We start from the raw sequence: 21,200 nt of genomic DNA on the forward strand, positions 1-21,200 counted from the left end.
TTTTATACGGAATAGGGTTGACACCACCTCACCTCCCATGTAATATATGAAAAGTCGTCACACACGAATTACATCAAATTGCATATATAATTTCGTATAACCTCGCAGGCCGAAAGTGTACACAGGGCGAGGGTCTCTACGGGAAGCCTATACTTCCTAACTACGATGCCAAGGAATCAATATATTCCTTGCTCGTAGTTAGGATTTTTTGCATTTGTATGTGTCTGTGACCTTGGCATGAACCAATCATGCAGGCGTATTTTCTTATCATCAGGAGGTTTATTCACAAATGAAATATTATCTGTCCGTTCTCGCGGGAGCGATGAGCTATGGCATATTATCCACGATTGTGGTTCTGGCGTATGGCGAAGGATATAAACTTGGTGAAGTTGTGGGAACACAGCTGATTACGGGTTTTCTTCTTTCATGGATGCTGGCGCTATACACAAAATTTAGAACAAAACGCAAATCACAGGCAGATGGCCAATCATCAGGAGCTGTGGCACAGGTATTCAAGCGGTTGACGTGGAAACAACGTCTGCTATTGATGGCTGCCGGAACACCAACGGTAATTACGGGTCTTGTGTATTATCAGTCTTTGCGTTACATCCCGGCTTCACTTGCCATTATCCTGCTGTTCCAGTTCACCTGGATTAGTGTATTGATTCAGGCGATAAGCAAACGTCAACGTCCAGACAAAGTCACATTCCTGACGTTGATCGTGCTGTTTGGCGGAACTTTGCTGGCAGCGGGTTTCCTGGAACAGGGACTGGGTGAGTTCAACGGTCTGGGTATTGCTCTTGGACTAATGGCAGCGGTAAGTTACTCCTTGTTCGTATTGTTCAGCGGCAAAGCGGTTCCTTCAGCGCATCCTGCCTTTCGTAGTGCGTGGATGGTAACAGGCGGATTGATCCTGCTGTGCATTTTGTTCCCGCCGACATTCCTCTTCAATGGATTGATCTGGAGCCAGTTGCTGGTGTTTGGACTGCTGCTCGGATTCTTCGGAGCATTTATTCCACCGGTATTATTCGCTATCGGCGTTCCGCATATTGGAGGCGACATGGCCGGAATTCTGGGTGCGGTGGAGCTTCCAATTGCAGTACTGTTATCCTCTATCGTGCTCCATGAGCATGTCAGCGGATTGCAATGGTTCGGGGTTATCATTGTACTCATTGGAGTTGCCCTGCCAGAGTTGTATAAATTACGCATGAGAAGAAGTCGTAGTCGTAGTAAACCAATCTACTCCTGATCCAGACGAAAAGGGATATTGCGGAGCATGAACGGGAATAACCGTAGATAAGCCTGAGAAATCAGGCTTTTTTATTTAAATATTCTATATAAATTGAACTAAACATTTACACGAAACTGAGAGGACAGAAAGGACCTGAAGAAGCAGAGCGTTCGCCTAAAAGCTTTCTGAAAGAAAGATGCATCGGAAGCATAAGCTATCCCCGGACTTCCCCTTTATAAAAGGAATCAAAAAATCTGGGAATAACAGCGATCGGAAGGTTGTGCTGTCATCGGAGTGTGCAGTGTAAATATTCTTTAGTTCAATTTATATGGCTCAACCACAATAGCCCAGAGGGGTCATTTTCAATGTCATGCGAATCAGGTATGCTTATAAAATACATCCGTCTGTGGATTGATTATTGATGGAACCATCGAATGAGGAGTGTTTATATGAAAAGCTGGTTTGGAAAAACCTGGCCTTGGATCACGCTGGGTCTGACTGTTGTTGTACTGCTTGGATCATTTTTGGTTTATTTTATGGGCAAAGACGTATCCCCGGGATCAGGAAGTGCTGTCACTGCACAAGCCGAGACACCGGAGGATTTGAAGGGATATGAAGTCATTGATGTGGACGTGAGCAACGATGGTTTTGGACCAGACGTTATTGAGGTGAAAGCTGGTGTACCGACCAAAATAAACTTTATTCTGACTCGGTCGGTGACACATGTGAAATCAGTCGGATCACAACAGCTTGGCATGGATCTGTATATGCAAAAGGGGCCCAATTATTATACGGTCGACAAAGATCTGCCAAAGGGCGAATACGAAATTCACTGTGGTATGTACATGATATACGCAACGATTAAGGTCGTCTAAGCAGAAGGAGCATGGTTTCGGGTCACCGAGCTTTGCTCCTTTTTTTGGTGCGTGATATCATGGGAAAGTGGGTAAAATTGATCAGGAGGTGCGAGAATGAAAGCGCTATTTATTGGAGGGACAGGCACCATCAGCACGGCCATTACGGAGATGCTTGCACAGCAAGGCTGTGAACTGTATTTGATTAATCGAGGCAATCATAACCATGACTTACCTAAGGAAATCAACGTACTTCAAGCGGACATTAATGACGAGACACGTGTAGCAGAACTGATCGCTGAACTGGAATTTGATGTTGTGGCAGACTTTATTGCCTTTGTACCATCTCAATTGGAGAGAGATTACCGTTTATTTAAGGATAAAACAAAGCAGTTTATTTTTATAAGCTCAGCATCTGCGTATCAGACGCCTTTGGCTGATTACCGGATCACGGAAGGGACACCTTTATCGAATCCGTACTGGGAGTATTCTCGCAACAAGATTGCCTGTGAAGACTATCTGATGAAACAATACCGCGAGCATGGATTCCCTGTGACTATTGTGCGTCCAAGCCATACGTATGGCGACAAATCTGTACCTCTTGGTGTTCATGGTGCTCAAGGCAGCTGGCAGGTTCTCAAGCGCATACGTGAAGGCAAACCTGTTATCATCCATGGAGATGGTACCTCACTATGGACCATTACGCACAACACCGATTTTGCCAAAGGTTTTATCGGGCTTATGGGAAATATCCATGCAATTGGTGAATCGGTACATATCACCTCGGACGAATCCGTCACCTGGAATCAGATTCATGAGATTATTGCCAGCGTCTTGGGAGTTAAGCTCCACGCGGTACATGTACCATCCGAATTCTTGGCAGCATGCAGTGACCAGGATCTTCGCGGCGGTTTGCTGGGAGACAAATCCAATACCGTTGTGTTTGACAACAGTAAGCTGAAACGGCTTGTTCCTGAATTTGTAGCAACGACAAGAGCGGACCAAGGCATACGAAGTACGATTGAATACATTCTGGCCCATCCTGAATTACAGACCGAAGATCCGGAATTTGATGGCTGGTGTGACAAGGTCGTTGCTGCGTTGGATGAAGCGTTATTGAAAATCAGAGATGAGAAATGAGAAATAAGGTGTTCATGATCAACTGTTTACATTCATGAGCTGAATCGTTATAATCAAGAAAAAATGACACTTGTTAGGGGAGGCACCCCAACTTAGGACATCGTTCCTTTGTTGGGGTGCCTCCCTTTTTTTGTGTGCCAAAAAGGAGAGTAGACGTTGAAGAAATCAGGAAAACGTGTGAAGAAACAAGCGGAACAGCTAACCAAGGTGGTGCTGGCATTTGCTTTATTATCACCTCAAGCCCTGTTGCTTGAATGGGGAGCAGCCACGGTAATGGCTGAAACGGTTGAAACGATCGGGATTGTATCCGATACGTCCAGCATGAAGGCGGTTCAGTCCTCCAAGGTGAAAGTGGAGATGAACAGTGACGGAAAATACAGAATTGTATTACTGCCAAACACAAATGTATTTTACGGTGGTGATACCGGGAATGTGTCCACCATTATCGACCACAACGGATCTCCCGTGAACTTCAAATCATTGCCGCTGAATTATTACCGCATTAACAATAATGTGATTGAAATGTCGCGGCAAAAGGACAATGTGGAATACATTTTGCGTGTATCTATCGTTAATGCCACCTCACAAGGTGGATACATGAAGGTTGAACTTGAAGCTATTAATCGAAGTGGAACGGCACTGAATTTGGGTGGAACATTTTATTGGGATACGATGGTGAATGGCAATGATGCTTCTCCATTTGAAGTTATTGAGAATGGATGGCGTAATTACAGCGGGGGTGTTCAGGTCACGGCTTTTTATGCCAATACGTACAATGTTGTAAATGCAGATCGCATATATATGGGCCAGTACAGCAGCCCAGATAGCGCACAGCTCACGGGAGGGTCTTCACCTTCAGCGTTCACTCCAGGCCAGACCGTAACGGCGAGTGATACAGCCGCACAATTTTGGTGGGACGCCAAGGCTACAGCGAATCAGGCTTCACGCAAATTTTCAACCATTGTGGGGATCGGCCCCAAAAATGCCCCACCTTCGTTTACCTTAACAGCACCTTCTTCAGGTCAAACCTATTACAAAGGCGAGCAACTTCAGATCTCCGGTACAACGAGAGATACGGATATAGGTGACCTGTTGACTGTGAAATGGTCCATTGATGGCGGGGCCGAGAATATGCTGACCCAGATGACCGCAACGGGTTCTAATCAGTCTTTTAACACCAATTACACATTGCCTGATACCCTGCCAGATGGCACACACACATTACAAGTATGGGTTATGGATGACAAGGGTGGGGTGTCCTCAGCAGGGACCGTTAACTTTACGGTAAGAAGTTTTGTAGTGCCAGGAACGCCGACATATACATTGGTTAATTCCAATAACTTGACGGTGAACTGGGATAAGAAGGCGAATGATGCATCCGTTACGTATGAACTGAAAAATATGACGACGAATCAGATTGTGGATACAGGTACAACAAACAGTCGGCAGGTGACAGGGCTCACTCCGAATACCAGTTATTCTTTTGCCGTCCGAGCCAAAAATTCAAGCGGTTCCTATACGGGTTACTCCAGTCCATCTTCCAAGTATACACTGGCCAATCCACCCGTTGCTGCGGCTGTGACACAATCAGGTAACTCTGTTACAGCGAGCTGGAGTAATAATAGCAACCCTGACGGCACTCAGTACAAAACTGAAATACGCAGTCCAGGTGGGCAAGTTCTCGCAACGGGAACAACAACTTCCACTCGTACAGCGTTTGCCCTGACTGGACTCGCGGATGGAAAATACGAAGTATTTGTTGCGGCAATGAATGGAGAAGGGATACAGACCCCATTTATATCCGCTGGAGAGATGATGAAAGATACGATGGGCCCAACTGCTCCTTCTGTTACACTCACGCCATCCTTATGGACCAAGGAAGATGTTCTCGTCACAGTTGAAGAGGGAAAAGATGCCTTGAGCGGAACCCAAAAGACTGAAGTTAAAGTCGGTCTGGCAGGAGAATGGCGTGAATACAGTGCTCCCTTTGCCATAAGCAGTGAAGGCAGCACAACAGTTATGGCGCGCAGTATGGATGCATTTGGTAATACAGGACAGGAAACGACTGTGACTGCCAAGGTAGATCGGACGGCACCAACGCCACCTGTCATCTCGTTGAATCCACCCGAATGGACAAAAGCGTCCGTAATTGTGACATTAACGGAGGGTACGGACGCAGCAAGCGGTATTGGTCTGACACAGTATAAGCTGGGAAGCGAGGGGGAATGGATCGACTACAGGACCCCTTTTACACTCAGTGAAGAAGGGATAACCGAGATTTATGCACGAAGTGTCGATCGGGCTGCCAATGTCAGTGCTTCCACTTCGGCAACAGCCAGAATCGACAAGACTGGGCCTGAGCAACCGACGATAACGTTAAGTGAAGAGGATTGGACGAATCAGGATGTAACTTTTGCAATAACCAGTGGTGAAGATTCAGGCAGTGGGCTTGCCAAAAGCCAATATCGACTGAGCGAAGAAAGTCCCTGGATCGATTACACGGGCGAAGTGACGGTTACCGATGAGGAAGAAACGATCGTATATGCACGCTCACTTGATCATGTAGGCAATATAAGCACGTATGCTCAGGCAACGGTTCGAATCGACACGACAGCTCCAACCGAGCCGGTAATTCGTTTAAGTTCTGCTGGATGGAGTAAAGAACATGTGCAATTCTCGATCGATAGTAGTGTGGATGAACGAGCGATATCCTATGAGTACAGCATGAATGATGGTCCGTATATGGCAGGAAATACGGGTACAGTAAGTATGAACGGGATTACCACCATTCGCGCCAGAGCAAGGGATGCCGTTGGCAATGTGAGCAAGGAAGTCAGTCGAATCGCCTATGTGGATCAGATGGCTCCAACGATTACATTTGCACCGAACGGACATGTCTGGACGGACTTGGACATATCCACTACCATTCAGTATGCAGATGCCCACTCAGGTATTCAGGAACTGGAACGATTCTATCAAATTACAAACAGTGCAGAATTACCGGATCATTGGCTTGAAGCTCGCTCTGACGAGCATAAAATATCCATCGAATCGGAAGGCATATGGTACATCCATGCCAAAACCATGGACTCAGCAGGCAATACATATGAGACAACATCATCACCTTACCATGTTCAACGCAAGCCCGAGCAGCCGAAACATGTGAGAATGACACAGATCGCGGAGACATCAGCAGAACTTACAGTGGATTTGCCAACGGGGGAAAGTTACACCGATGGATATCAGTATGAGATAACAAATAAAACAACAGGACAGTCGTGGACACTGGATTATCCCAACCACAGTATAATCGATCAGTCCCTAAGCGGTGGTCAGGTCTATGAATACGAAGTTAGAGTAAGAAACCATACCGGAGTAAGTGATGCAGTAAGCGCTCAAGTATTAACGATCCCGGCAGCTCCCGGAACGTTGCACGTTCGAAAAGTAGATTCCCAGCCCAATTTGGCCGAAATTCAATTTGATTCAGTAAAGGGAGCAGATGCTTACCGCATCATTGCTGCTACTTCGGACGGGTCCACCGTGTATGATCAGACGGTATCTGATCCTTCCAACCTACCCTATATCAGTAACCTCGTCCCAGGGACCATGCATAACATTTCGGTCACGGCAATGAATGAGAGTGGAGCAGGCGGTAGCAGTAGGACCGGATTTCTCACACTGCCGACAGTGCCCGGTGAATTCATGGCTGTTCAAATTCGGGAGCATGATATTTCATTAACATGGGAGACGGTGACCTCTGCAACGTATTATGGTCTTTCACGTGATGGAGCAGCCATATACGAAGGGGAGCAGACAGCGTATTTGGATTCAGGTCTGGATAGCGGAACCAATTACAGCTATGCGTTAATTGCTGGCAACGAGACAGGGCCCGGGCCTTTGGCGGAATTACCTTTGCTCAAGACGTTACCAGGGCAGGTGTCCGGTTTACAGGTATCAGATGCTTCCACAGCGAGCCTTCGTCTGAATTGGGAGGCAATACGAGGAGCCGATCACTATGAGTTATGGTTGAATGGAGAGAAGTCGGGAACGGTTGCTGCCGGAAACGAGGAATGGGTATTTGCGGGATTGAGTTCGGGAACATCTTATCAACTGGATGTACAAGCAGTGAATGAAAGTGGACAAGGTATGCGAAGTTCGGTGTCAGGAACAACGTTACCCGAGAGCCCGTCGGGACTTCATGTTGTTCAAGTAACTGAACAGGGAGCGATCTTGAGCTGGGAGCCTGTAGTTGGGGCAACGAAATATCGGGTGGTCATCAATGGACAGAGCCATGAGATATCAGATACACAACTGTCAGTTCACCATCTGTCAAGCAGTCGTGAGTATACCTATGAAGTACAGGCGGGCAATGTTGCCGGGTACGGTGCATCCACCCGTAGTACGATTCTTACGCTACCTAGCAGGCCGGAAGGACTGAATGTCACATGGACTGGTGAAACAAATATGGGACTTGCATGGCAAGCTGTAGATACGGCGAATCTCTATATTGTGAAAATCAATGGCATAGAAGTGGGCAGAACAACAGAACTGACCTACACGGCTGATGAATTGTTGCCAGGTACAGAATACACGTTGGAAGTTCAGGCTGTGAATACTTCGGGTTCGGGTGAGACAACGCAGCTCATCCGATTGTCCAAACCTGTGTCGCCTGACGAGATAATTGCAGACCCAGCAGTACATCGGGCAAAAGTTTCCTGGTCGGTCGTGGAAGGTGCCGCTGAATATGTGATTGAGCAGGATGGCAAAGAGATCTATAGGGGAATTGAGAATGAAGCCACGATTACAGGGCTCCAGGATGGAACGTGGCATCACTATCAACTATGGGCGGTCAACAGACAGGGGACTCGTTCTGAAGCGACAGATGTATCGCTGCTGACTTTGCCTGAGAAACCCGCTAAGGTTGCCGTATATGATGTGGCCAAAAATAGCCTTGGTCTGGATTTCAGCAACACAGGTGTCCAAGGGGCAGATCAATACATCATTGAACGGGATGGGAGAAAGATTGCTCAAATGGATTCAACTGAAACCCAATTCGTGGACAAGGATCTGTCGCCAGGAACGAAATACACTTACGTGATTCGGGCAGTCAATGCGAGTGGAACCAGTGCGCCACTTACTTTCAGTATAATGACTCAAACTTTGCCATTGGTTGCAGAAGGGATCACAGTGAACGCTGGAACACATTCGGTGGATATGGCTTGGGAAGTTGTTAAGGGAGCGGCTGCATATGAGATTCGCAATCGGGTAACGGGAGATGTGCAGAGCGTGTCTGAACCGTCTGTACACCTCAGTAGTATGCTGGATGGTACAGCGTATGAATTCGAACTCATCGCGATTAATGAAGAGGGTCATCGGTCAGAGTCTATTCAGATTCAGGTTTTAACGAAACCTATATCCCCTCAGACGGCAGGCATAACACACATCACAGATCAGACTGCGGTGCTGGATCTGACTGGAAGCTCTACACGGGGAGCAGAGCAATTCATCATTATGCGGGATGGCGTTGAAGTCGCTAAGGTTCCAGCAGAACAAAATTCATTTGAAGATCATGGTCTGACACCAGGAGAGCGTTACCTGTACACCATCAAAACATCGAATGCAACGGGTGAGAGTGATTCTGGTTTCGAAGTTCACGTGCGAACGTTGCCTGCGACCATTACTGAACCTCTACATGCAAGTATGATTGGGGAAAAAGAGGGATTAATTTCTTGGCCAAAGGTACAAGGTGCAGAGGGATATACCATACGGATCGGAGATCAGATGTTCACCACGATTGACGATGGTAATATCACCGAGGTGATATTAACTCATCTGGAGAGTGCAACCCGATATGATCAGGTACAGATTATTCCTTATAATACGGCTGGTTCAGGAAGCCCAGTGACCGTGACTCCTTTTTACACCTTGCCTCATGTTGATTCACTTGAAATGCAGATATACCCGGAGACAGACCATGCCAAATTGGAATGGGACTTCCCTTATGGGAACGAAACATTCGTTGTATTGCTGGATGGTACAGAACTATACCGTGGCGAGCAAAAAGAGTTTATCGTTGATCAACTGGATGCAGGTAAACAGTACCTGATCGAAATCTACACAGAGAATGAGCAGGGAGATACATCGGGGATGAAGGCGTATTCTGTCCTGACCAAGCCAGCAGCGCCTGCCAAATTAGAGTATCATTCGGCGAAGGACCACATTCGTCTTCTATTGGAACAGAGCCGGGTTGAAGGTGCCGAGCAGTTCATCATTGAGCGTGACGGTGTGGAGGTTGCTCGTGTTCCTGCTGACGAAATGTTCTATGACGACAAGGAACTTGAACCGGGCGTGAACTACAGCTATACAGTCAAGACCATGAATGCTTCGGGCAGTAGTGATGGTGGTTATTACCTTCATGCCATGACTTTGCCTGGTAGTGCTGCTTCACCTCCTATAGTAGAGGGGCGTGCAATGCATGGTGCAGACATTGTGTGGGAACTGATTCCTGGTGCTGCGGGTTATCGAGTCTATCGAAATGAAGAGCATGTAGGGACGACCGCGGAGACATCGATACATGTGTCTGAATTAAACAGTGCAGAGCGTTATACTGACTTTGCCATCATTCCATATAATGAAGCAGGGGAGGGAGAGGCGCTCCAAGTTCCGGAATTCGAGACGTTGCCTTCCGAAGATCTGACAGTAGCAGCCGTAGCGCAAGGCACAAGTACGATTAAGCTAACTTGGGAACTGGATTCAATGAATGAAGTAATTGTGATCACCCATAAAGATCGTGAGATATATCGTGGAACACAGCGCAGTTATGTATGGACAGGACTAAATGCTGAGCAGCATTATGAGGTGGTCGCATGGACAGAGAATTCAGCAGGTGAACAAAGTGAGAGCAAACGGGCAGCAGCTATAACTTTTCCATATCCACCATCCGCCTGGAGTGGTGGCGGTGCAACCCCAAGTTCAAATGGTACATCGGAACAAGCCGATGAGTTGAGTTCACAATCTGAACCCGCTAAACAACCTGATTTGCCTGCGAAAAAGAATATCAAATTTATTGATATTAACCAAACCTTTAATAAGGACCAGATTACCTGGCTGGCGGAACAAAATATTATTCAAGGTGTCAGTGAAACTCGCTTCGAACCGCGCCGTCCGATTACGCGTGCAGAGTTTACCGCATTAATCGTGCGACTGATGGGTGTGGACACAACGGTAAATAAACAGCATGGATTTCAAGATGTGAATGATGAGGAGTGGTTCGCTCCTGAGATTGGGGCAGCCGTTCACCATGAGATGGTTCAAGGTATGGGGAACGGCAAGTTCGCTCCGTATGCGCTGGTAACACGTGAACAGGCATCCAAGATCATAGCCAATGTGGTTCGTAAGATCAGACCGGAACCGCTGACTTCCCCAAGAGCATTTACCGATCAGATTGATGTATCCGATTGGGCCAAAGAAGAAGTGCAGGAGCTTGCAGGTTTGTACATGATTAACGGATATGAAGACGGCAGCTTCCGTCCCATGCAGCACTTAAGCAGATCCGAAGCTGCAGCACTGATCTTCCGCCTAAACAAGCTGATTCAAGTCATGAATGAGAAGCATACAGATCAAGTGGAGAAAGCGTCAGCGTTGGATCGTCATATCTAGGTGGAATTGAATTTTGGATGTGATACTGCAATCATCGCCAGTAATGACATTACCGCTTGATTGGTTTTTAATGCTATAATAGGTTGCCAATATGATAAAAAAGGGTAATGAACAATGGTGATGAATAATGAATAATAAATTTATCCGAATATATGAGGATATTGCAGATCGTATTCGGACCGGAGAGATTGAGGCAGGCACACTGCTTCAATCGGAACTGGATCTATCGGAAAGTTATCGAACATCTCGAGAGACCATTCGCAAAGCGCTGAAAATGTTGTACGAAGAAGGTTATATTCAGAAGATTCAAGGCAAGGGCTCGATTGTACTGGACATACGCAAGATCGATTTTCCCATCTCTGGTCTGGTTAGCTTCAAGGAACTGGCCAAAAAAATGGGGCATCGCGCTCAAACATATGTGAAGGTTTTTGAAGAGCAGCAGGTCGATCAGGCGTTGCACAAGAAAATTAACTTTGGTCTGAATGAACAGGTCTGGGAGATCAGACGTGTGCGCAAAGTGGATGGAGAGCATGTCATACTGGACAAAGATTACATCAGCCAGCGGCTTGTTCCTGGGCTCAGCAAAGAGATCTGTAATGATTCCATCTATGAGTACATTGAGCAAGAACTGGGGCTTTCCATTTCGTTTGCCAAAAAAGAGATTTTGGTGGAAGAACCCACCGCAGAAGACAGGGAATTACTTGACCTTGAAGGTTTCCACAATGTGGTTGTGGTGAGGAGCCAGGTGTACCTGGAGGATGCCAGTCAATTTCAGTATACGGAGTCGAGGCATCGACCGGACAAGTTCAGATTTGTGGATTTTGCACGCCGCAGATAAGTGAATCAAGATCAATCAGAGAGTACCTTTCACTGCTTAATTGGGTGGATAGGTACTCTCTTTGATTATGAGGGAATCCGAAGATCGTCCATCAAGAACCGCTTAATGTTAATGTTCTTCCTGCATGTCGGAGCGTATGATCATAATATATACGAGGCCGAGGAGTGAGGGAATTGAATCACGTGACAGCGACATCAACTGTTCGCATATGGGAAGAAACCAGAGATATCCTAACCTATGGTACAGGTAAACCGGACAAAAATCCGATGTTTCTTGAGAAGAGAATCTACCAGGGAAGTTCGGGTAAGGTGTACCCGCATCCTGTGATCGACAGCATTGAAGATGAGGCCAAAATGAAGTCGTATCGCTTAATTATTCTCGAAAATGAATATGTACGTATCGAGATGATGCCCGAACTGGGTGGACGAATCTATCGTGCGTTGGATCGGACCAATGACTACGATTTTGTATATTATAACCGGGTCATTAAACCTGCACTTGTGGGTCTGGCAGGGCCATGGATTTCCGGGGGGATCGAATTCAACTGGCCACAGCATCATCGGCCCAACACATTTGGTCCAGTCGATTATACATTTGGGAGTAATGAAGATGGAAGCGCTACCGTATGGGTGGGTGAGATTGACCGCATGTATGGTACCAAAATGACCGCTGGCTTCACATTACATCCCGGCAAAGCCTATCTTGAAATCCATGCCGAGGTATACAATCGCACCTGCGCTCCTCAAACTTTTCTATGGTGGGCCAACCCGGCTGTAGCCGTCAACGATGATACGCAATCCGTGTTTCCACCGGATGTAACGGCTGTGCTGGACCATGGAAAACGGGACGTATCCCGCTTTCCCATCGCAACGGGCACCTATTACAAGATGGACTATTCCGAAGGTGTGGATATCTCGCGATACAAAAACATACCGGTTCCAACATCCTATATGGCGTATAAGTCGGATTATAATTTTGTAGGGGGTTATGACCACGGGGTACAGGCAGGCTTGCTGCATGTAGCCAATCATCATATTTCTCCGGGCAAGAAGCAATGGACATGGGGGAATGGGGAGTTCGGGCAAGCCTGGGATCGCCAGTTAACGGACGAAGATGGACCTTATATTGAATTAATGACCGGGATCTATACTGATAATCAGCCTGATTTTACGTGGTTGCAGCCCTGTGAAGCCAAATCATTTTCGCAGTATTTTATGCCTTATAAAGGAATCGGCATGGTCAAAAATGCAACCATTGATGCCGCAGTTAATCTGGAAATGGACGAAACGAACGGAGCGGTAACCGTGATGGTATATGCGACGTCGGTTTTTGAACAAGTGACCATTGAAGTGATTGGACTAACTACGGTATATCTCCATGAGAGATGCAATATCTCACCTACGCAACTATATCAGTCTTCATTCCCGTGGAGCGGGCAAGATGAATGGCATCAACTGAAGTTAAGTGTTCGAACTGCGGAAGGAAAAGTACTTGTGGCCTATCAGCCTGAACGTTCTGAGATTCAGGAAGTCCCAGACCCGGCCACACCACTCCCGCTACCATCCGAGATTCGTACGAATGAACAACTATATCTGGCTGGTCTTCATTTGGAGCAATATCGGCATGCCACGTATGAACCAGAACCTTATTATTTGGAAGGCTTGAAGCGTGATGCAACGGATATTCGTCTAAACATTGCGTATGGCACATTGCTGCTGCGGAGAGGTCTGTTACAAGATGCAGAGAAGCATTTCAGACAGGCTGTACAATCGTTGACGTGGAAAAATACGAATCCATATGATAGTGAAGCTTTTTACCAACTCGGTCTGAGTTTGAAACTACAGGGGAAACAGGAAGAAGCCTACACAGCACTGTATAAAGCCGTATGGTCCGCACAGTTCCAGGATACGGGTTATTACATGCTTGCTCAGATCGATATGGCGCAACATCGGGATGTCGAAGCACTGGATCACATCGAACGTTCACTGATCCGTAACACTAGAAACTACAAGGCTCGGCATCTGAAGTTGGCTCTGCTGCGCAGATTGGGTCAGGATAAACGGGCCGTCCAATATGCGTATGAAACGTTGGAGCTGGACCCGGTTGAGTTTGGAGCCGCACATGAATTAGCCCTGATCTACAGCGGAGCGACTGCACCTTCAGAGAGAGAGCAAGCGGAGCAAGCACGTGAACATTTTCATCGTTTGATGCGGGGAGACGTTCATAATTATCTAAACCTAGCCGCAGATTACGTGGATTGTGGGTTGTGGGAAGAAGCACGGACGGTACTATCGTATGTTGAATCCGAAAATTTACAGCCGTATCCTATGGTTGGTTATGCTCAAGCCTACGTGCATCGTCAACTGGGGGATCTGGAACAGGCCCGGGAATGTCAAAAACAGGGGAAAGCTGCTCCAACGGATTATTGCTTTCCTAACACGTTATTTGAATTTATGGTGCTTCAGGATGTGGTGGCCATTGATCCGAATGATTCGCATGCTCACTATTACCTGGGAAATTGGTTATATGATCATAAACGCTATGAGGAAGCAATTACCCATTGGGAAGCTTCACGCGAGGAGAATGCTGCATTTTCGACTGTACATCGGAATCTGGGACTGGCTTATTATAACAAGCTGAATCGCTCCGATCTTGCACTGGCTTCATTAGAGGAAGCATTCCGATTGGATTCACGGGATACCCGAATCTTCTACGAGTTGGATCAATTGCACAAGAAGATAGGGTATTCTTGCGGGCGTCGAATCAAATTGCTTGAACAGCATATGGAGTTGGTTCGCCACCGTGATGATCTGTATATTGAGTGGGTAACTTTATTGAACATGCAGGGTAGCCATCAGGAAGCATGGGATGCTCTTCAGGCACGGCGGTTTCATCCCTGGGAGGGTGGAGAAGGCAAGGTTACTGGACAGTATGTTACGGCACTGACGGAACTGGCGAAGCAAAATCTGGAGAAACAACAACCGGAACTGGCATTGGAGCTGCTGCAAAAGGCTTTGGTTTACCCAGAGAACTTAGGTGAAGGTAAGCTAGCGGGAGCCGCAGATAATTCCGTTTACTTTTATCTTGGCTGTGCCTACCAGCTACTGAAGAATAATCAGGCTGCAGAAGAGAGTTTCAATAGAGCATCCATCGGTCTTAATGAACCTTCAAGCGCGATGTTTTATAATGATCAACCGCCGGAATCCATCTATTATCAGGGTCTGGCCTGGCAGAAGCTTGGCAATGTGAAGGAAGCCAACAGGCGGTTTAACAAATTAATTGACTATGCCGAAAGACATATGCATGATCACATCCGAATGGATTATTTTGCGGTATCTCTGCCCGATTTCCTGGTATTTGACGACGATCTCAATCAGCGTAATGAAGAACATTGCCAATACATGCGGGCATTAGGGCTTCTTGGCCTTGGTCGGACAAGTGAAGCCGAACTTGAATTGGATCGGGTTCTGGAGAAGAACCCCAATCATCAAGGGGCAATCATTCATCGATAATTGATAATCGTTTTAACCATATCCCATCTATACCGAAGGAGTTATATAATCCATGAAAGATAGCATAGCAGGAAGCCAGATCCGTTTCATACTGGAGGCAGAAGATAAAGAGATTCGTGAGGGTCGCATGACAGGCAATGGAGGCAAAAATCCACGAGGGGAGTCTTATGACTTTACCAACTATTATATGATCCGTAATGGTAAAGCTCATATTCCCGTGGTAGGTGAATTTCATTTCTCCCGATTCGCTTACTTGCAGTGGGAAGAAGAATTGCTGAAGATGAAGGCAGGCGGGGTGAACATCGTTGCTTCTTATGTGTTCTGGAATTTTCACGAGGAGCAGGAAGGCGAGTTTAATTGGTCAGGAAACCTGAACTTGCGGCACTTCGTGGATCTGTGTGGCAAACATCAGCTGCCACTGATCGTGCGGATTGGTCCATTCTGTCATGGGGAAGTTCGTAATGGAGGCATGCCAGATTGGTTATTCAGTTATCCATTTGAAGTGAGATCGAATGATGAAGGGTATCTGTATTATGCCAAGCGATTATATCGTGAGATTGCCCGTCAACTCAACGGATGTTTTTATCAGGAGGGTGGCCCTGTAATAGCCGTACAGTTGGAAAATGAGTATATGCACGCTGGGGCACCCATGGATGCCTGGGGTTACACACGTGACAAATACATTTCCTCTGGCCGGGACGGTCGTGAACATCTGAAGGTGCTTCGCGGTATTGCCGAAGAAGTCGGTATGCATCCCATGTTCTATACTGCCACGGCCTGGGGTAATGCTGCGGTGCCTGAAGAAGGAACGTTACCCATGCTCGCGGGATATGCGTACACACCATGGATTCCCAATCAACCTCCAAGCCGAGAGTATTTATTCCGGGATCTGCATATGAATCCTGTTGAAGAAGTGGACTATGACAGTCTGGAGTATCCTGCGGCGTATTGTGAACTTGCTGGTGGCATGCAGGTCAGTTATCACGCTCGGCCGGTTGTAGATGCGGACAGTGTTGAGGCAATGACCATTGTGAAGCTGGCAAATGGCAGTAATCTGGTTGGATATTATATGTATCACGGTGGAACCAATCCGGTAGGGCAAAAATCATATATGAACGAACAGGCATTGCCGAAAATGACTTATGATTACCAAGCCCCGCTCGGGGAATTCGGACGTATCGGTGAGTCGTATGACCGCATTCGAACCTTGTCCATGTTCCTGGAAGCTTACGGTGAGCTGCTTGCACCTATGGGTAGTGTTATACCGGAAGATCAACATGCGATAACACCGGAGAACACAATAAATCTGCGCTGGTCTGTTCGTCAACAAGAAGGTTCAGGATTTCTGTTCATGAACAATTATCAGGATCATATGGTTTTGCCTGATCGAGATATACAATTGCAGTTGCATACTGGCAAAGGGGCTGCGTTTTATCCAAGAGAAGGCACGATGGAGCTGAAATCGGGCATGGCAGCCATTCTGCCTTTCCATATGAATCTGGATGGAATGAAGATCATTAGTGCTACCGTTCAGCCACTGACCCGATTTACGGTCAATAATGAACTTACGGCTGTTTTTTATGCTCATGAAGGCATGAAGCCGGAGTATGTGATGGATATATCGTCTGTTACGAACGTGGATATGCCTGAAGGTACCATATCTGAGCAGGGGAATGAAGTTGTTATTCACCCGAAGGCTGGTAAGGATCATCATCTGCAAATCACAACATCGGACGGTATGGTCATACGTATCATTACATTGACCCGTGAAGAGGCATTGCATACCTACCGTTTCCATGTGGGCGGAGAAGAGAGACTTGTAATTAGCAGCAGTCATCTGTATGTGCAGAATGAGATGCTCATATGCAACTCCCTGGAGCATCCAGAGTTTGAGGTATCCTTCTATCCTGCTCCAGAGCATGTTTTACCTTCTAAATATGCTGTGTCATCCCAGTCAAAGCGGGGAATATTCAGTACGTACACATTCCAGGTTTCGCCTTACGAGCCTGCTGTAGAGGTTGATTACCCGAAGGAGTATGCTGCAACATTGAGATTGGATACAGCGTGGCCGGAACAAGTAGATGACGTATGGGTTGAGATTGATTATGAAGGAGACGTTGCAGCAGCACATATTCATCATCAGATGTTAACAGATCATATTCACTATGGGCATAGCTGGATGCTTGGTTTGAAGCAATCCCGTCATTTGCTGGCCGATCATGCGCTTCGTCTGTCCATAACTCCAATTCGAAGAGGAACGACTGAGAGTTATGTGAATCAGGCTTATGTAGAGCGGTTTGAGGGTGTGGAGATCGGGAAGTTTAATGAGATTCGGGTAAGACCACATTACCGGGTTGGGTTGATTATAGCAGGTAGGGAAGACACTTTTTCAAAATCAAAGAGTACAATAGTTAACTGACATTTATAATACAGAGGGTTCTTTCTCCGAACGGGTGTGAGGGGAAAGAGCCTTTTTGATGTGGTGTTTAAAAGAAAAGATTGCTATTCAATGGTAAAAAACACTTGCTTAGTAAGCGTTTTCATTTTATTATGAATTCATAACCTTATCGATAAGGTTTATTTTAGGAAAATAACTTAACCTTAATAAGGTTAGTCTTTATTTGTTTGTTACCCGTTAAAACGTCTATTACTAGAGATTTTAGTTAACTTATTGCCTAGAGCAGGGTTAATTGAAATAAAAAATCCAATTCAGGAGGTTGCAAACAAATGGTTAATCTGAAAAAGTGTACAATCTTCACGGTTATTGCTGCGCTCATGTTCATGGCATTGGGGAGTGCAGCCCCCAAAGCATCTGCTGCCACAGGATTTTATGTAAGTGGTAACAAGTTGTATGATTCCACAGGTAAACCTTTTGTCATGAGAGGTGTTAATCACGGACATTCCTGGTTCAAGAATGATTTGAATACCGCTATCCCTGCAATCGCCAAAACAGGTGCCAATACAGTACGTATTGTTCTATCGAATGGCAGCCTGTACACCAAAGATGATCTGAACGCTGTTAAAAATATTATTAATGTGGTTAACCAAAATAAAATGATTGCTGTACTCGAAGTGCATGACGCCACAGGAAAGGATGATTATAATTCTTTGGATGCGGCGGTGAACTACTGGATTAGCATTAAGGAAGCTTTGATTGGCAAAGAAGATCGGGTAATCGTTAATATCGCTAATGAATGGTATGGAACGTGGAATGGAAGTGCGTGGGCGGATGGTTACAAACAAGCCATTCCCAAACTAAGAAATGCCGGAATCAAAAATACGCTAATTGTGGATGCAGCCGGTTGGGGACAGTACCCTCAATCCATCGTGGATTATGGACAAAGTGTATTTGCAGCCGACTCTCAGAAAAATACGGTCTTCTCCATTCATATGTATGAGTATGCTGGCAAAGATGCTGCAACGGTCAAAGCCAATATGGAGAATGTGCTGAACAAAGGATTGGCACTGATCATTGGTGAATTCGGAGGCTATCACACTAACGGCGATGTGGATGAATATGCCATCATGAGATATGGTCAGGAAAAAGGGGTAGGCTGGCTTGCTTGGTCTTGGTACGGAAACAGTTCAGGTCTGAACTATCTCGACATGGCCACAGGTCCGAATGGAAGCTTAACGAGCTTTGGCAACACTGTAGTTAATGATACCTACGGTATTAAAAACACCTCCCAAAAAGCGGGGATTTTCTAATCGGCCGATGAAACAGAACACTCTGACGTTCACGTCAGGGTGTTTTTTTAATAAAATGGCTCAATCATTGATGGTTTTTGAATATTTCCGTTTTGTTTAAAATTATTTTGTTTTCAAAATAAAACAAAGATGTTAAACTCGTATCAGGAATAAAACAAACATTATCGGAGGTAAACAAATGGTACAGAGTTTATGGAATGCGTCGCAGGCATCTGAGAAAATAACAGGACTTGAACAGCTGGTTTATAGATCCAATCTCATTGGTTCTGATCGCAGTGTATGTAACATATACGGTGGTAATACGTCTACCAAAACGACAGTGAAGGATTTTCGTGGTCGTGATGTAGAAGTAATGTATGTGAAAGGCAGCGGCTCAGATCTGGGTTCGATGGAAGCGAAGCATTTTACCGGACTTGGGCTTGAAGATATCAGACCATTAATTGAACGTGAATCCATGTCGGATGAAGAGATGGTTGAATATCTGGGACATTGCATGATTGATGCCAAGCACCCGCGCGCCTCCATCGAGACTCTTCTGCATGCGTTCCTTCCATATAAACATGTGGATCATACTCATCCGGATGCGATTATCAGCCTGTGTTGTGCGCATAACGGCAAGGAATTGGCGAAAGAGATCTACGGTGATCGTTTTGTGTGGGTGCCTTACGTACGTCCAGGGTTTACGTTATCTAAAATGATTGCTGAAAGCGTATTCTCGAATCCCCATGCCGAACTCGTACTGATGGAAAAACACGGACTTGTGACTTGGGGAGAAACATCCGAGGAATGTTACGCTCAAACGATCAAGATTATCAATGAAGCAGAAGCTTTCATCGAAGCACGGGTGAACGAAGAAAGTCTGTTTGGTGGTGTAAAGCACCCGGCACTTGCCGCTGATGTTCGCCGTCAGATCGTATCACGTGTGATGCCAACCATTCGTGGGGCGGTATCGGATAGCAAAAAAATGATTCTGTCCTTTGATGATCAAGAGGACGTACTTGCTTTTGTAGGCGGAGCAGATTCCCCGGAATTGTCTCAGGTAGGTGCAGCTTGCCCGGATCATCTGGTACATACCAAAGTGGTACCTCTGTTCATCGATTGGACACCGGATGCGGAAGATATCGAAGGTTTAAAAGCCAAGCTGGTAGAAGGTGTAGCTGCCTACAAAGAGCAATATCAGCAGTATTTTGAGAGCAACAAAAACGAAGGTGATGTCATGTTCGAGGCGGCACCACGCGTTATCCTCATTCCTGGTGTGGGCATGATCAACACAGGCAAGAGTTGGGCGCTTTCCCAAGTAAGCGGAGCGTTGTACCACAGAGCGATTGCCGTTATGCGTGGAGCGACTAGCTTGGGTCAATTCGTATCGCTCAGTGCAAACGAGTCTTACAATGTGGAGTACTGGCCGCTGGAACTGTACAAATTGTCTCTGGCTCCGGCAGAAACCGAATTCTCCCGCAAAGTGGCGTTTATTACAGGCGGTGCAGGTGGTATCGGAAGTGAAACAGCGCGCAGATTGGTATCCGAAGGCGCTCATGTGGTGCTCGCTGATCTTAATCTGGAAGGTGCACAGAAGGTAGCACAGGAAATTAATGATCAGTACGGAGCGAATCGTGCTTATGCGCTGAAAATGGACGTGACGGATGAGGAAGCCGTTCAATCGGCTTATGCGGATGTTGCGGTGCAATATGGCGGAGTGGATATTATCGTGAACAATGCAGGATTGGCCACATCCAGCCCGTTTGACGAAACATCCTTGAAAGAATGGAACTTGAACATGAATGTACTGGGCACAGGGTATTTCCTCGTTGCTCGTGAAGCGTTCAAGCTGATGAAACAACAGGGTATTGGAGGAAGCATGGTATTTATCGGGTCCAAGAATTCGGTGTATGCAGGTAAAAGTGCCTCTGCTTACAGTTCAGCGAAAGCACTGGAAGCGCATCTGGCACGCTGCATTGCAGCAGAAGGTGGAGAGTATGGCATTCGTGTCAACACGATTCTCCCGGATGCCATTCTACAGGGTTCAGCCATCTGGAACGGTTCCTGGAGAAACGAACGGGCAGCGGCATACGGAATCGAACCGGATCAATTGGAGGAGTATTACCGCAAACGGACGACATTGCTCGTGAATATCTATCCTAGAGATATTGCAGAAGGAATTGCATTCTTTGCCTCTTCAAAATCCGAAAAAACAACCGGTTGCATGATGACCATTGATGGCGGTGTACCAGCAGCATTTACACGTTAAAATAGGAGGG

General features: G+C 46.4%; 9 protein-coding genes and 1 riboswitch. All 9 genes read left to right on the forward strand.

What is annotated here, in order from left to right; all coding sequences use genetic code 11:
• Positions 1–72: 72 nt before the first annotated feature.
• A riboswitch (purine riboswitch) is annotated at positions 73–183 on the forward strand.
• 106 nt (positions 184–289) lie between these two features.
• The gene (locus NLBNIHML_RS00385; protein ID WP_339260838.1) at positions 290–1,249 is read left to right on the forward strand and encodes an EamA family transporter; all 960 of its coding nucleotides are present in this window, start codon (positions 290–292) and stop codon (positions 1,247–1,249) included.
• A 431-nt stretch (positions 1,250–1,680) separates the two neighbouring features.
• Entirely contained in the window at positions 1,681–2,106 is a 426-nt protein-coding gene (locus tag NLBNIHML_RS00390; protein WP_339260839.1) for a cupredoxin domain-containing protein, read from the forward strand.
• Positions 2,107–2,202: 96 nt separating this feature from the next.
• Positions 2,203–3,225, forward strand: a complete 1,023-nt coding sequence (locus NLBNIHML_RS00395; RefSeq protein ID WP_494353477.1) for an SDR family oxidoreductase — start codon at positions 2,203–2,205, stop codon at positions 3,223–3,225.
• Positions 3,226–3,381: 156 nt separating this feature from the next.
• Positions 3,382–10,884 carry a fibronectin type III domain-containing protein gene (locus NLBNIHML_RS00400; RefSeq protein WP_494353478.1) on the forward strand — a complete coding sequence of 2,501 codons (7,503 nt, stop codon included), beginning with the start codon at positions 3,382–3,384 and terminating at the stop codon, positions 10,882–10,884.
• A gap of 127 nt (positions 10,885–11,011) precedes the next feature.
• On the forward strand, positions 11,012–11,722 hold the full coding sequence (gene treR / locus NLBNIHML_RS00405) for a trehalose operon repressor (RefSeq protein WP_339260842.1): 711 nt from the start codon (positions 11,012–11,014) through the stop codon (positions 11,720–11,722).
• Positions 11,723–11,895: 173 nt separating this feature from the next.
• Positions 11,896–15,234, forward strand: coding sequence for a DUF5107 domain-containing protein (locus NLBNIHML_RS00410; protein ID WP_494353479.1), 3,339 nt, complete (start codon positions 11,896–11,898; stop codon positions 15,232–15,234).
• Positions 15,235–15,286: 52 nt separating this feature from the next.
• The gene (locus NLBNIHML_RS00415; RefSeq protein ID WP_494353480.1) at positions 15,287–17,653 is read left to right on the forward strand and encodes a beta-galactosidase; all 2,367 of its coding nucleotides are present in this window, start codon (positions 15,287–15,289) and stop codon (positions 17,651–17,653) included.
• Between the two features lie 356 nt (positions 17,654–18,009).
• Entirely contained in the window at positions 18,010–18,942 is a 933-nt protein-coding gene (locus NLBNIHML_RS00420; RefSeq protein ID WP_445252972.1) for a glycoside hydrolase family 5 protein, read from the forward strand.
• Between the two features lie 178 nt (positions 18,943–19,120).
• Positions 19,121–21,190 (forward strand): bifunctional aldolase/short-chain dehydrogenase, encoded by a 2,070-nt coding sequence (locus NLBNIHML_RS00425; RefSeq protein WP_494353481.1) that lies wholly within the window; start codon positions 19,121–19,123, stop codon positions 21,188–21,190.
• Positions 21,191–21,200: the final 10 nt, after the last annotated feature.

This window comes from Paenibacillus sp. JNU01, from assembly GCF_059130585.1.